The 12,684-nt window shown below is 65.7% G+C and carries 11 protein-coding genes; 5 read left to right on the top strand and 6 right to left on the bottom strand.

Going from position 1 to position 12,684, the window contains the following annotated elements:
• The first annotated feature begins 145 nt into the window (after window positions 1-145).
• From ACU0B3_RS02735 to ACU0B3_RS02720, 4 genes are all read left to right on the top strand, one after another.
• Window positions 146-760 carry a class I SAM-dependent DNA methyltransferase gene (locus tag ACU0B3_RS02735; RefSeq protein WP_446259275.1) on the top strand — a complete coding sequence of 205 codons (615 nt, stop codon included), beginning with the start codon at window positions 146-148 and terminating at the stop codon, window positions 758-760.
• Between the two features lie 24 nt (window positions 761-784).
• Window positions 785-1,612 carry a tRNA glutamyl-Q(34) synthetase GluQRS gene (gene gluQRS, locus ACU0B3_RS02730; RefSeq protein ID WP_446259274.1) on the top strand — a complete coding sequence of 276 codons (828 nt, stop codon included), beginning with the start codon at window positions 785-787 and terminating at the stop codon, window positions 1,610-1,612.
• 112 nt (window positions 1,613-1,724) lie between these two features.
• Window positions 1,725-3,134, top strand: a complete 1,410-nt coding sequence (locus tag ACU0B3_RS02725) for an MBOAT family O-acyltransferase (RefSeq protein ID WP_446259273.1) — start codon at window positions 1,725-1,727, stop codon at window positions 3,132-3,134.
• A 10-nt stretch (window positions 3,135-3,144) separates the two neighbouring features.
• Window positions 3,145-4,212: a hypothetical protein gene (locus tag ACU0B3_RS02720; protein WP_446259272.1), complete on the top strand. Its 1,068-nt coding sequence runs from the start codon at window positions 3,145-3,147 to the stop codon at window positions 4,210-4,212.
• Window positions 4,213-4,230: 18 nt separating this feature from the next.
• Here ACU0B3_RS02720 and ACU0B3_RS02715 read toward each other — a convergent pair whose 3' ends face one another.
• The 4 genes from ACU0B3_RS02715 to ACU0B3_RS02700 are packed head-to-tail and all read right to left on the bottom strand — an operon-like array spanning window position 4,231 to window position 8,520.
• Window positions 4,231-5,439: a beta-ketoacyl-[acyl-carrier-protein] synthase family protein gene (locus ACU0B3_RS02715; RefSeq protein WP_446259271.1), complete on the bottom strand. Its 1,209-nt coding sequence runs from the start codon at window positions 5,437-5,439 to the stop codon at window positions 4,231-4,233.
• A gap of 3 nt (window positions 5,440-5,442) precedes the next feature.
• Window positions 5,443-5,721: an acyl carrier protein gene (locus ACU0B3_RS02710; RefSeq protein WP_446259270.1), complete on the bottom strand. Its 279-nt coding sequence runs from the start codon at window positions 5,719-5,721 to the stop codon at window positions 5,443-5,445.
• 30 nt (window positions 5,722-5,751) lie between these two features.
• The gene (locus ACU0B3_RS02705; RefSeq protein WP_446259269.1) at window positions 5,752-6,843 is read right to left on the bottom strand and encodes a UDP-3-O-(3-hydroxymyristoyl)glucosamine N-acyltransferase; all 1,092 of its coding nucleotides are present in this window, start codon (window positions 6,841-6,843) and stop codon (window positions 5,752-5,754) included.
• A 27-nt stretch (window positions 6,844-6,870) separates the two neighbouring features.
• Window positions 6,871-8,520 carry a L,D-transpeptidase family protein gene (locus ACU0B3_RS02700; RefSeq protein WP_446259268.1) on the bottom strand — a complete coding sequence of 550 codons (1,650 nt, stop codon included), beginning with the start codon at window positions 8,518-8,520 and terminating at the stop codon, window positions 6,871-6,873.
• A gap of 315 nt (window positions 8,521-8,835) precedes the next feature.
• Between ACU0B3_RS02700 and ACU0B3_RS02695 the strand changes: the two genes are divergently transcribed.
• Window positions 8,836-9,402: a YcbK family protein gene (locus ACU0B3_RS02695; RefSeq protein ID WP_446259267.1), complete on the top strand. Its 567-nt coding sequence runs from the start codon at window positions 8,836-8,838 to the stop codon at window positions 9,400-9,402.
• A 480-nt stretch (window positions 9,403-9,882) separates the two neighbouring features.
• Here the strand turns inward: ACU0B3_RS02695 and ACU0B3_RS02690 are convergent, their stop codons facing one another.
• Both ACU0B3_RS02690 and ACU0B3_RS02685 read right to left on the bottom strand, forming a co-directional pair.
• On the bottom strand, window positions 9,883-10,665 hold the full coding sequence (locus tag ACU0B3_RS02690; protein WP_446259266.1) for a carnitinyl-CoA dehydratase: 783 nt from the start codon (window positions 10,663-10,665) through the stop codon (window positions 9,883-9,885).
• Complete coding sequence (locus ACU0B3_RS02685; protein ID WP_446259265.1) at window positions 10,662-12,683, bottom strand: acetate--CoA ligase family protein; 2,022 nt, start codon at window positions 12,681-12,683, stop codon at window positions 10,662-10,664. Before ACU0B3_RS02685 ends, ACU0B3_RS02690 begins: the two co-directional genes overlap by 4 nt.
• Between the last annotated feature and the right edge of the window lies 1 nt (window position 12,684).

The following is a 12,684-nucleotide window of genomic DNA, read 5'->3' as shown; positions in this document are numbered from 1 at the left end:
GGACCGGGTTCCAGCTTCTCTGGTTCGAAAATACCTCGGGGGGCCGTTCATTTGACGCCATTGGGTCAAGCCCAATGGACGGCGGGCTGGCCCCCATGTTGCGCGACGCTTGCGGTGTCGTGCAGCGGTGGGTTAGCGTCGCGACATGACCAAGTTCCTCGACGAAGCGTATGACCTCGACGGCGTTCAGGCGACGCAGGAGCTCTATGCGCGCTGGTCGGCGACCTATGATGCGGAGGTGGCCGAAGCAGGCTACGCGACGCCGCCGCGCTGTGCGGAGGCGCTTAGGGCGGCCATGGCGCGCAGTGATCTGCCCATCCTCGATTTCGGCTGCGGGACGGGGCTTTCGGGCGTGGCGCTGCGCGCGGCGGGGTTCAGCGTGATCGACGGCTGCGACATCTCGGCTGAGATGCTCGCGGGCGCGGCGGCGCGGGAGGGGGTTTACCGCAACTTGACGGCTTACGATCCCGCAGGAGACCTGCCGTTTGCGGCGGGCGACTACCATGCCATCGCGGCCATCGGCGTGATCGGCGCAGGTGCGGCGCCGGCAGAGGTGCTCGATACGCTGGTCGATCACCTGGAGCCGGAGGGGCTCTTGGTCTTTTCCTTCAACGACCACACGCTGGCCGATCCCGTCTACGAAAGCGCGCTCAACCGGCATCTGGACGCGGGGCGGGTCACGCTCCTTTCAAAGGAGTACGGGCCGCATCTGCCGGGCAAGGGGCTCAATTCCTTTGTCTACGTGATCCAGCGCCAGTGACGGGTGCACCGTGAGCCGAGCGCTTTGACCCGGGTCACGCGGTTTGCGCCCTCGCCCACGGGTCCGTTGCACCTCGGCCATGCCTATTCGGCGCTGGTTGCGGCGGAGGCGGCGGGCGACAACGGCATGTTTCACCTCAGGATCGACGACCTTGACCAGAACCGGTCGCGGCCAGCGTGGGAAGCGCAGATCTTCGACGATCTGGCGTGGCTCGGGCTCACATGGCAGGTCCCGGTGATGCGCCAGTCGGAGCGAACGGCGCGGTATGCGGCGGCGCTCGACGCGCTCTGGGCGCGCGGGCTGCTTTACGTCTGTACATGCACGCGCCGCGACATTGCGGAGGCGGCCTCCGCCCCGCAGGAAGGCGCGCCGCACCATGGGCCAGACGGGCTGATCTATCCCGGCACGTGCCGGAACGCGCAGCCGCGCACGGGGTCAAGGCCGGAGGGCGTCTTGCGTCTTGATTGGAATGCGGCGGACCTGCCGAACCTGAGCTGGCGCGAGCACGGCGCCACGCAGACGGTCACCACAAGAGAGCTGAGGGAAGAGGTCGGAGACATCGTCGTGGCGCGCAGGGACATGGCGGCGAGCTATCACCTGGCGGTGGTGCTCGACGATGCCGATCAGGGCGTCACGCTGGTCACGCGCGGCGCGGACCTGGCGCCCGCCACCAAGATCCACCGGGCGCTGCAGCACCTCTTGAACCTGCCCGTTCCGGGCTACGCCCATCACCGGCTGGTGCGCGACGAGACCGGCAAGCGGCTGGCCAAGCGCGACGACGCGCGCAGCATCGCCGCGTTTCGTGCCGAAGGGCACACACCGGCGGAGATTGCGCGCATGGCCGGCCTCTGACGGGGTCACAAAGCCTGCTCAATTGTGCCACTTTGAACGTGTAGGTCGCACTAGCCTGTGCGCTTTGGCGCGCGGCTGAGGTCTTGTTTGGTCACCGCGCGCAGGGGTTTTCGTGCTTTTCACCGACCTGATATTCTGGGTGTTCTTCGCTGTCGTCGGCACGGCTTACGTGCTTTTGCCGCACAAGGCGCAGAACCGGATGCTGCTGGTGGCCAGCTACGTCTTTTACGGGGCGTGGGACTGGCGCTTTCTGAGCCTGATCGTGCTCAGCACCTTTGTCGACTACGTGATCGGGCAGAAAATCCATGCGGAAAGCGCGGAGGTCCGGCGCAAGCGCCTGTTGATGATCTCGGTGGCGGTCAACCTCGGGATGCTGGGGTTCTTCAAGTATTTCGGGTTCTTTACCGACAGCTTCCAGGCGCTCGCGCGCACGATCGGCTACGAGCCCGACCCGCTGACGCTGAGCATCATCCTGCCTGTCGGCATCTCGTTCTATACGTTCCAGACGATGAGCTACACGATCGACATCTATCGCCGGCGTCTGGCGCCGAGCAATGATTTCCTCGATTTCGCTCTGTTTGTGGCGTTCTTTCCGCAGCTTGTCGCGGGACCGATCGAGCGGGCCAGGAATCTGCTCCCGAACATCGCGATGCCGCGTGTGCTGACGTGGGAGAACCTTGGCCGCGGCGCCGTGCTGTGCCTTTTCGGTCTGATCAAGAAGGTGGTGATCGCCGACGGCATCGCGCCGTCGGTCGATGCGGTCTTTGCCAATCCCGATCCGACGCAGCTCGACGTGCTCTTTGCGATCTATCTCTTTGGCATCCAGATCTATTGCGACTTTTCGGGCTACACCGACATTGCGCGCGGTGTCGCGCTGATCCTCGGCTTCCGGCTCATGCGCAACTTCGAGCAGCCGTTCTTTGCCACCAACCCGCAGGAGTTCTGGAGACGGTGGCACATCTCGCTGTCGACCTGGCTCAAGGATTACCTCTACATCTCGCTGGGCGGCAATCGCGGCGGGGAGCTCAAGACCTACCGCAACCTGATGGCGACGATGGTGCTGGGCGGGCTCTGGCACGGGGCGGCGTGGAACTATGTGCTGTGGGGCGCCTACCAGGGCGCAATCCTTGCGATCCACCGGGCGGTCTTTGGCACGAAGGAGGCCGTGCGCACGGGCGTGATGGCCGTGGTGCAGCGCTGGGTGGTCACACTGCTCTTCTTTCAGGTGGTCTCGTATGCGTGGATCCTCTTTCGCTCGACCTCGGTGGAGCAGATCGTGGACCTCAGCCAGCGGCTCTTTGCGGGGCCTGCGGGCATGACGTTGCCGATGCCACCGCTTGCGACGCTGCTGGGCGTGATGTTCCTCTTTGTCTGGGACCTCCTGGCGGAGTGGACCGGGAAGGCGGCCTTCTACCAAACCTGGCCGATGGTGATCCGCGCAGGGCTTTATGCCGGGATGGTGTACCTTTTGGCCTTTGGCGCGACGACGCAGACGTCAGCCTTTATCTACTTCCAGTTCTGAGGAGACAGAGATGAAGCGCACCGCCCTCCTCGTCTCGCTCACCGTCGCCTTTCTGGCGCTGCTCGATTTTGGCGTGGCGCAGGCGCTGCGCTGGGCCGAAGGGTCCGGGCGGCTCGGGAGCCTCGTGCAGTATTTCGAGTACGGACGCTCGGTGCCGGGCAAGCACGCCCGCTGGGCAGAGGCGCCGGGCACGCCGGGCAACCTCTACGAGGTGGCGTGGCGGCCTGACATCCTGGCGATGTCGAAAGCGGAGTTTGCGCAAGGCGCCGCGGACGCCAGCGTGCAGGTGCGCAGCTACAGCATGTCGTTTGTCGAGAACATCCTTGGCGCGGCAACGGCGCAGTCGGACACCCTCCGCGTCGACAGCCATTCCGGGCCAAGCGCGCCGCCGAACTTTACCTACGGCATGTTCCTCGAGGACCGCGCCAACCGGCGCGCGGGCGAGGTCGTGGTGCTGGGCTTCGTCTCATCTGCGGTGCCGGGCATGGCCGCCTTCACCAACGCGACGTGGATTTTCGAGCAGCCGGCGCCCTTTACCTACCCGGTGTTTGTGCCGGGTGAGAGCGGGCTTGTGACCGTGGCGCCGGTTGTCGGAAGCCTTGCGGAGCTCGAGGACCCGGCCCAGGCGCGCCTCTGGCAGATGCAGCAGGCGCGCTACGATCCGTTTTACTCAGCCATCACGCATGGGGCGACCTGGCTCGACGCCTCCCCCTTTGCGCGGCTGGTGCGGCGCGCCTGGGCGACCGCGCATGTGGAGAACGTGCGCGCCGATGTGCTGCACGGGCAGGCTTATCCTTACGAGGAGGTCCTGCGCGGGATGGTGACGGAGTTCGCCGCCACCGCACGCGCCGACGGGCAGGAGCCGTGGGTGTTCTTGATCCAGACGCGCGATCCGCGCGATGCGGACCTTTTGGCACTGTTGCAGGAGACGCTGGAGGCGGAGGGCATCAACTATCTGGCCTCTGCTGAACACATCGACCTGCGCGATCCGACGAACTTTATCTCGGACGGGCATTATACGCCGGAGGTCGATGCGATGTTCGGGCAGATGTTTCTGGAGGCGGTGGGGGCGCGGTAACTTCACGCCGTTCGATTTTCAAACCCTGCGCAAAGCCAACACCGCATTCAGCCCGCCAAAGGCAAATGCATTGGAAAGTGCCACGGTGACCTCCGCCTCACGGGCCTCGTTCGGCACAACGTCGAGCGCGCATTCAGGATCCGGCTCTTCGTACCCGATGGTCGGCGCGACCACGCCATCGCGCAGGGCCATGATGCAGGCGAGCAGCTCCACCGCGCCGGTGCCGCCGATGCAGTGGCCGTGCATCGACTTGGTCGAAGAGATCATCACCTTGTCCGCCTGCGGGCCGAACACATCGGCGACGGCGGCGCATTCGGTCTTGTCGTTGGCAGCCGTCCCGGTTCCGTGGGCGTTGATGTATTGCACGTCCGAGGCGTCGATGCGCGCGTCCGCGAGAGCGCCTGCGATGGCCCGCGCGGCGCCTTGCTTGGACGGCATCACGATGTCGGCGGCGTCCGAGGACATGGCAAAGCCGATGACTTCGGCGAGGATGTCGGCGCCGCGGGTGCGGGCGTGCTCGAACTCTTCGAAGACAAAGACGCCCGCCCCCTCCCCCTGCACCATGCCGTTGCGGTTGGCCGAAAACGGCCGGCAGGCGTCCTTGGACATCACCCGCAACCCTTCCCATGCCTTGACCCCGCCAAAGCACAGCATGGCCTCGGACCCGCCGGTGATCATCACGTCCGACATGCCCGTGCGCACCGCCTGAAAGGCTTGCGCCATCGCGTGGTTCGAGGACGCGCAGGCGGTCGAGACAGTAAAGGACGGGCCTTTGAGATTGAACTCCATCGAGACATGCCCGGCAGCCGCGTTGTTCATCAGCTTGGGGACCACGAAAGGGTGCACGCGGTTCTTACCGTCCTCGTAGACCGAGCGGTAATTGTCATCGAGCGTGTTCATGCCCCCGCCCGAATTGCCGAGCACGACGCCCGCCCGCGCGGCAAGCTCACCGGCAAAGGTCAGCCCCGCCTGCCCGATTGCCTCGCGCGCGGCGATCAGCGTGAATTGCGTGAACCGGTCGTAAAGCGCGATCTGCTGGCGGTTGAAGACGGTCTCCGCGTCGAAATCATGCACCTGCCCACCGATGCGGATGCTGAGGCGGTCGACGTCGCGGATGTCCAGCGGACCGATCCCGCAGCGCCCCTCGCGCATCGCTTCCAGCGTCTGCGGCACATTATGGCCAAGCGCGTTGATCGTGCCCGCCCCGGTGATGACGACGCGGCGCATCCCTCAGCCCTGCTCTGTCACCAGCTTATGCACCTCGCGCGCGATGGTGGCGACCGACGAGATGTCGAAATCGCTCGCCTCGGGCGCGTTGGCGTTGAAGGGGACCTGGATGTCGAAGGCTTCCTCGATGGCGAAGATGCTCTCCACCAGCCCCAGCGAGTCGATCCCCAGCTCTTCGAGCGTTGCCTCGGGCGTGACATCGCCGGGTTCGAGCAGCGCCTGCTCGGCGATAATCTCTCGCACCTTTTGCTGGACTTCGGGCAAGCTGGGCAAAGCGGTCATCGGCGCGTCCTTCACGTCGTTGCCGCCGATTTAGTCACTCGGCCCGTCTTTGAAAACCGCCTTTTTGAGACGCGCCACATCCGCCATCAGACGCGGCAGGCGGCGGGAGGCTTTGTAGGTGGCCGTGTGCGTCTCCATCTTGACCGCCGGGTAACCCATGACGGCCCGCCCCGCCGGCACATTCGCCAGGACAGAGGAGGCCGCGGCGATCACCACGTTGTTCCCGATGGTCAGGTTGTCGGCCACGCCAGCCATACCGGCGACGACCACGTTGTCACCCAGCACGGAAGAGCCTGCGATGCCCGCGCCCGCGCACAAAAGGCAGTTGCGTCCCAGCACGACGTTGTGGCCGACTTGCACGAGGTTGTCGATCTTGCACCCCGCCCCGACCCGCGTCGGGCGCACGGTGCCCCGGTCGATGCAGGCGTTGGCGCCGATCTCCACATCGTCCCCGATGACGACGCCGCCGAGGGAGTGGATGCGCGCCCAGGCTTGCGCCTCGGCGGTGACGCTGTCTGACATGGCGCCGCGCACCTCCTCGGCGTTCGACGGCTCGGGCGTAACGAATGAAAACCCGTCCCCGCCCACAACGGCGCCCGGCTGCGCGATGAAATTGTCGCCGATCTCGACCCGTGCTGCGATGCGCACACCCTCGCGGATCAGCGCCTTGGCCCCGATGACGGCCCCTGCCCCGATGGAGACCTGCGGCCCGATCACCGAGTTCGCGCCGACCTTTGCGCCCGCACCGATCACCGCCAGAGGCCCGACACTCACACCGTCGCCGAGTTGCGCGGAGGGATCGACAAAGGCAGTTGGGTGCAGGCCCGGCGGGTACCCCTCCCCGAGGTCCATCATCGCCGACGCGCCTGCCAGAGCGTACCGGGGGCGTTCAGAACAGATCGCCCCCTCAAGCCCAAGCGCCTGCCAATCCGTGCCAGCGGGCAGCAAAGCCGCGCGCGCCTTGCCCGACGGGACCGCCTCGATGAAGGCCGGCTGCATGGCGAGCGCCAGGTCTTCGGGCCCGGCGTCCGCAGGCTCAGAAATGCCGGTGATCACGAGATCAGCGGCGCCAAAGACCTCTGCCCTCAGCGCCGCGCCGATGTCTGCCAATGTGGTGCGCATATCTGCTCCGCTGTGACGCGCCGAGGCTTACCCTTGAACTGCGCCCAGCGAAACCCCGGCGTTCTGCAGCGCCCGGAAGACGCGCGCGTCGCGGCCGTAGATGTCCCGGCGGAACCGCAACTCGCCTTTAGCGGTCGTGAAGGCCGTCCGGTAGACGATGTGCACCGGCACGGGCGCCTCGAGGTTCACCCGCCGCTCCGCGCCTGTGCGCAGCACCGACTGGAAGTAACCCTTGGGGTCCGCCTCTTGCGCCGAGAGCAGCGCGTAGCCGAACTCGAAAGGCTCGGCGAGCCGGATGCAGCCATGGCTGAACGCCCGCACTTCACGACCAAACAGGTTCTTGGCCGGCGTGTCGTGCAGATAGATGTTGTGCTTGTTCGGGAACATGTACTTGACCAGCCCCAGCGCATTTGTCCGCCCCGGAGGCTGGCGCATGTTGAACGGGAACGAGCTGGCCGAATACTGCGCAAAGTTCACCGCGCCGCGGTTCACCACACGCCCCCGGCTGTCGGTGATCTCCAGATGGCTCACCGCGTAGGGGTTGGCGCGCAGCTTGGGCAGGTACTCCCCTGTTGCGATCGAGCGCGGCACGTACCAGGACGGGTTGATCACCATATGATCCATCTCGTCCGAGAATTCGGGCGTCTGCCGATCATACGTGTCCTTGCCGACCACCGCGACGGTCTCGAACGTGACCTTGCCGCCGTCGATGATCTTGGCCGTGAAATCTGGGATGTTCACGAGGATGTGCCGCGCGCCCAGCCCCTCCGGACGGTTGAGCCACCGCTCGCGCTCCATCGCCACCAGCACCGACTGCATGCGGCGCTCGAACGGCACGTTGACCTCCGCCATCGTGCCCGCGCCTGCAACCCCGTCCGGCGTCAGGCCGTGTGCCTCTTGGAACGCCATGACGGCCGATGCGAGCCGGTCGTCATAGACAGCCGAGGCCGAACGTGTGCCGTACCCCATCGCCGCCAGACGGTTGCGCAAGGTGGCGACCGCGGCGCCGGTCTGGCCGGGTTTGAGCGAGTTTGCCTGCACCTTGGGGCCCCAGGCCCCGCGGTCCAGCTGGTGCTGCATCTGTATCTTGGCCTTCATCAGGCGCGTGTACTCGGGAGAGGCCGGCGGCAGCGACGCGATAAAGGCGTGCGGAGCCGAGGTCGCGATCCCGGTCAGGTAGTCCGCACGGTCCCGCAAAGGCACCTCGCGCGGCATGAACTCCGCGTCGATCCTCTGCGGGTCGAGCGCGCCCGTCTGCATGTCGGCGGCATAATCGACAAAGGCCCGCGACAGGTCGACCTCGAGCGCGGCGCGCGCCTCGGCGCCCTGTACCGAGCGCATCCGCGACATAAGCGTGCCCAGCCCGTATGTCTGTGCAGGCAGCCCGTGCATGGGCGCCGCACGCACGGCGGCGATAAACGCCTCGCGCCGGGCGGCATCATCGGCATCGGTGCCGACCCAGATCGGCTCGAACTTGTTGGACTTGTAGAATGCGGCCAGCGCGTCATCGCGCGAAGCCGCCTCGGCAATCGCCTGTTTGAACGCCGTGACTTCCTGGAAAACGGACCCCTCGGCCTGCGCCGCACCGCTCAGAACCACGGCACTTGTCATCATGCCCGCACATATCGCGCCGAAACGCGCCGCCCGCCGGGTCACCCGCTCTGTAAAACGTCTCATCTCAAATCCCGCTCTTTGTTCTATCGGCAAAACACCGCTGCTCCCATCATCCGCGACCACACCGCGCTGTCCATTCACAAACGCGAAAACAGGGCAAAAAGTCGTTGCGCATTTGACTCAGTGGCAAACCAATCGCACCGGGCCGCCACAGTTCCCACTTTTTGAGCGCGAATCTGCCGATTACGCTTGATCGCTAAAAAGCACCTGGAAACGAGGTTGGTGGAATGCCGCGAATCTGGCATACCGACCGGACATCTGGGGATGATTGGCAGAAGCCGGGATAAACCCGGCACCAGGCAAGCGACGAGGCTCGCAATGACAAGACAGAACGGCGGTTTTACGCGCCGTGGCATCCTGGGCGCATTTGCTGCGACCATGGTTACTGCGGCACCAACGTACACAAACGCGGCTGGGTTCCTTCGGGGGTCCGGTGATATTCGGCGGATCAAGATGTATTCCGGGCGCACCGGGGAACGCATCGACATGATCTACTGGGTCGAAGGCGACTATATCAAGGACGCGGTCACCGAGGTGAACCGCTTCATGCGCGACTGGCGCAACAACAAGACCTACAACATGGACCTGCGCACAGTCGACATCATGGCCGCAGCCCATAACCTGCTCGATACCAATGAGCCGTACATGCTGCTCTCTGGCTATCGCAGCCCGGAAACCAACGCGATGCTGCGCTCGCGGTCCAAGGGTGTGGCCAAGAATTCGCTGCACATGCGCGGCCAGGCGGCAGACCTGCGGCTCAATTCCCGGTCGGTCGGTCAGATCGCGCGGGCAGCAGGGGCCTGCAACGGTGGCGGCGTCGGCCGCTATTCGGGCTCCAATTTCGTGCACATGGACTGCGGTCCCGTGCGCGTCTGGGGGCGCTGAGCGCCCTCTTCCCCGGTCGGGGGAACTATGTCTCAGGCGCAAACAGACGCGCTTTACGAGACGACCCAAGACCGCACTACTGAAGAACCCAAGACTTAAGACCCAAGACTTCTTCACCACGCTACAGCGAAAAAGACGCAGGGCTCCCTGCGTCTTTTTTGGTTTCTGGTCAGAGGTTTGCGCGGCGCTCTTCATGCATCGGTTGAAGTTTGGTGATTCCTCGGTCGGCTGAAGGCTGGGTTTGCAAAGATCTCAAAGAACCAAGTGCCTCCAACGCTCCAAATCGGAAAACTAGAGACACAACCAAATCAGAACCTAGTGTCAGATCAGAGCACCCGCCTGACGGGCACCGTCAGGCCGCGCCGACCCGCCCCCATGGGGCGGCGCGATTGCGCCACCCCGCGGGACGGCGCGTGAACCACCGTTTCAACTGCGTTTTATTGATGGTCCAATTCGCGAAATATAGGCGCCCGCCCCAGCCTATTTCCCCTTCCAAACCGGATCACGCTTCTCGGCAAAGGCGCGCGCGCCTTCGAGCTGATCTTCCGAGGAGTAAAGCCTGTCCACGGTCGCGAACTGCCGTTTGGTGATCCGGTTCATCGCGTCCTGAAACGTCAGCGCCTCGGCCTCGCGCACGACCTCCTTGATCGCCGCATTCACGAGAGGCGGACCCGATGCAATAAGATCGGCAGTCTCCCGCGCCGCCGCCATCAGCTCATCCGCCGGCACCACACGGTTGATCATCCCCCAGCGCGCCGCCTCTTCGGCCTCGAGCCAGCGCCCGGTCAGCAGCATCTCCATCGCGATGTGGTACGGGATGCGCTTTGGCAGCTTGACGCTGGCGGCATCGGCCACCGTGCCCGAGCGGATTTCCGGCAGCGCAAAGCTGGCGTGCTCGGCTGCGATCAGGATGTCCGCCGACAGCGCCAACTCCAGCCCGCCGCCGCAGCAAATCCCGTTGATCGCGGCGATCACCGGTTTGTTCAGCCCGCGCAGCTCTTGCAGGCCGCCAAAGCCGCCGACGCCGTAATCGCCGTCCACCGCATCGCCGTCCGCCGCCGCCTTGAGGTCCCAACCGGCAGAAAAGAACTTCTCCCCGCCGCCCGTCAGCAGCGCCACGCGCAGCGCCGGGTCATCGCGAAAATCCCGGAACACCTCCCCCATCCCGCGGCTTGTCGCGAGGTCGATCGCGTTGGCCTTGGGGCGGTCCAGCACCACCTCCAGCACCGCGCCGCGGCGCGTGATCGTCAGGGCATCTGTCATGCGGGCGTTCCTTTCCGAACCAATGCGTCCACCGCGACCGCGCGCGTATGCGTCACGATCAGCGGGTTGATTTCCACCTCTTCGAGCGTTGCGGCCTCGGCGATGACCGCATCCTGCACCGCCATGACCGCGTCGAGCAACGCCGCGCGCGCGACAGGCGGCGAGCCGCGCCAGCCGTCCAGCAGCGGCGCGATCCGGAGCGATGCCAGCGCCGCATCGACGGAGGCGCGGGAGGCCGGCACCAGCAGCGAGGCGGTGTCCTGCCAAAGCTCGGTCAGCGTCCCGCCCGCCCCGAGCGTCAGCACAAAGCCGTGCGCCGGATCGCGCACCACGCCCACCAGCAGCTCGGCGAGCCCGTCGGTCACTTGCTCTTCGATCAACACGTGCGTGCCTGGCAGTTCCGCCGCCGTGCGGGAGAGGTCCGGGATCGAGAGGCCCAGCCGCACCGCGCCCGCCTCGCTCTTGTGCGCGAGCCCCTGCCCCTTGGCCACCAGCGGTGGATGCAGGTTTTGCGCGGCGTGCGCAGCGTCGGCCCTGGTGGCGCTGACGCCCCTTGGAACCGGCACGCTGTATCCGGCCAACCACGCTTTGGCTTCCGCCTCCGCCAAAAGCGCCACGTCCGTCGGCGGCTCGGTCCAGACAACAGGCGCTGCTTCAGGCACACCGATGCCACCCGCCGCCCGGATCGCGCGTAGACCGTCCTCCATCCCGCAGAGCGTCGCGATGCCCGTGGCATGCAGGTCCTGCGCAGTCTCCTCCGGCATGGTCTCGGGCAACGTCGAGAGCAGCGCCAGCCTCCCGCCCGTCTCGGCCACCGCCGCCTTCGCTGCATCAACGATGCACATCCAGTCCGCCGGGTCTGCGCGATCGGCCAGCGGAAAGTCGGCGACGATGCAGGTCAACGCCTGATCGCCGCGCAGCATCGCCGCATAGGCGCGCGTCATCGCAGGCACGTCGTTCCAAATATACGTGTGATAATCCAACGGGTTGGCAATCGCGACCTTGGGTCCCAGTGCTTGCGACAGTGCGTGCGTCTGCGTGCCTGAAAGCCGGTGCCAGGCGACGCCTCCCACGCGATGCGCGGCATCTGCCATCAGGCTTGCCTCGCCGCCAGAGCACGACATCGACGCGATGGCATGGCCCTTGAGCGGACCGCCGACGTGCAACAGCTTGAGCGTTTCGAGGAAATCCTCGACCCCCTCCGCCTCTGCGCAGCCAAGGCGCCGAAAAAGCGCAGATGCACCGGCGTGCGAACCGGCAAGCGAGGCCGTGTGCGAGACTGCCGCCGCCTGCGCCTCGCGTGAACGGCCGGTCTTGAGTACAACCACGGGCGTACCGGCGCGGTGTGCCGCCACTGCGAGTGCCTCGAACGCGCGCAGATCACCGATGCCCTCGATATGCAGGCCAAGTGCCGTGATACGCCGGTCCGCGACCAACGCGCGCCCAACTTCCGCGAGGCCAATCTGCGCCTGGTTGCCGGCGGTCACGACCATCGCGATCGGCAAGGCGCGCCTTTGCATCGTCAGGTTGATCGCAAGGTTCGAGGATTGCGTGACGACAGCCACGCCTCGGTCGACGGGTTGGCACCCGTGCACGTCCGGCCAAAGCGCAACACGGTCGAGCGCATTGACAAAGCCGTAACAATTCGGCCCGAGCACAGGCATCTCGCCCGCCGCCGCGCGCAACGCAGCCTCGCGCGTAACTCCGCCGTCGACTTCGCCAAATCCACTCGCAAAGGCAACCGCACCGCCCGCCCCCTTGGCGCGCAGGTCCGCAACGACCTCCAGCGTTGCAGCATGATTGACCCCGATAAAGGCGGCGTCTGGTGCGATCGGCAAGTCGCGCACCGAAGGATAGGTTGCGATCCCATCGATCCTGTCCCGTGTCGGATGCACCCGGAACACCGGTCCGCCAAAGCCGAAACGCGCAAGTGCGTGCACCGCATTTGTACACCAGGTCCCGCCCCCGACAACGGCGACGCTTTTCGGCGCAAGCAAACGGGAAAGTTCGCGTTTCATG

It is taken from the genome of Pseudaestuariivita sp. (genome assembly GCF_052825805.1).
The sequence above is the reverse complement of the archived record's forward strand: the minus strand, read 5'-3'. Positions and strand labels throughout refer to the sequence as shown.

Excerpts from the sequence above, each read along its gene's own strand:
- ACU0B3_RS02735 (WP_446259275.1), top strand. The coding sequence starts at position 146 with ATGACCAAGTTCCTCGACGAAGCGTATGACCTCGACGGCGTTCAGGCG.
- ACU0B3_RS02720 (WP_446259272.1), top strand. The coding sequence starts at position 3,145 with ATGAAGCGCACCGCCCTCCTCGTCTCGCTCACCGTCGCCTTTCTGGCG.
- ACU0B3_RS02715 (WP_446259271.1), bottom strand. The coding sequence starts at position 5,439 with ATGCGCCGCGTCGTCATCACCGGGGCGGGCACGATCAACGCGCTTGGC.
- ACU0B3_RS02710 (WP_446259270.1), bottom strand. The coding sequence starts at position 5,721 with ATGACCGCTTTGCCCAGCTTGCCCGAAGTCCAGCAAAAGGTGCGAGAG.
- ACU0B3_RS02705 (WP_446259269.1), bottom strand. The coding sequence starts at position 6,843 with ATGCGCACCACATTGGCAGACATCGGCGCGGCGCTGAGGGCAGAGGTC.
- ACU0B3_RS02700 (WP_446259268.1), bottom strand. The coding sequence starts at position 8,520 with ATGAGACGTTTTACAGAGCGGGTGACCCGGCGGGCGGCGCGTTTCGGC.
- ACU0B3_RS02695 (WP_446259267.1), top strand. The coding sequence starts at position 8,836 with ATGACAAGACAGAACGGCGGTTTTACGCGCCGTGGCATCCTGGGCGCA.
- ACU0B3_RS02690 (WP_446259266.1), bottom strand. The coding sequence starts at position 10,665 with ATGACAGATGCCCTGACGATCACGCGCCGCGGCGCGGTGCTGGAGGTG.
- ACU0B3_RS02685 (WP_446259265.1), bottom strand. The coding sequence starts at position 12,683 with ATGAAACGCGAACTTTCCCGTTTGCTTGCGCCGAAAAGCGTCGCCGTT.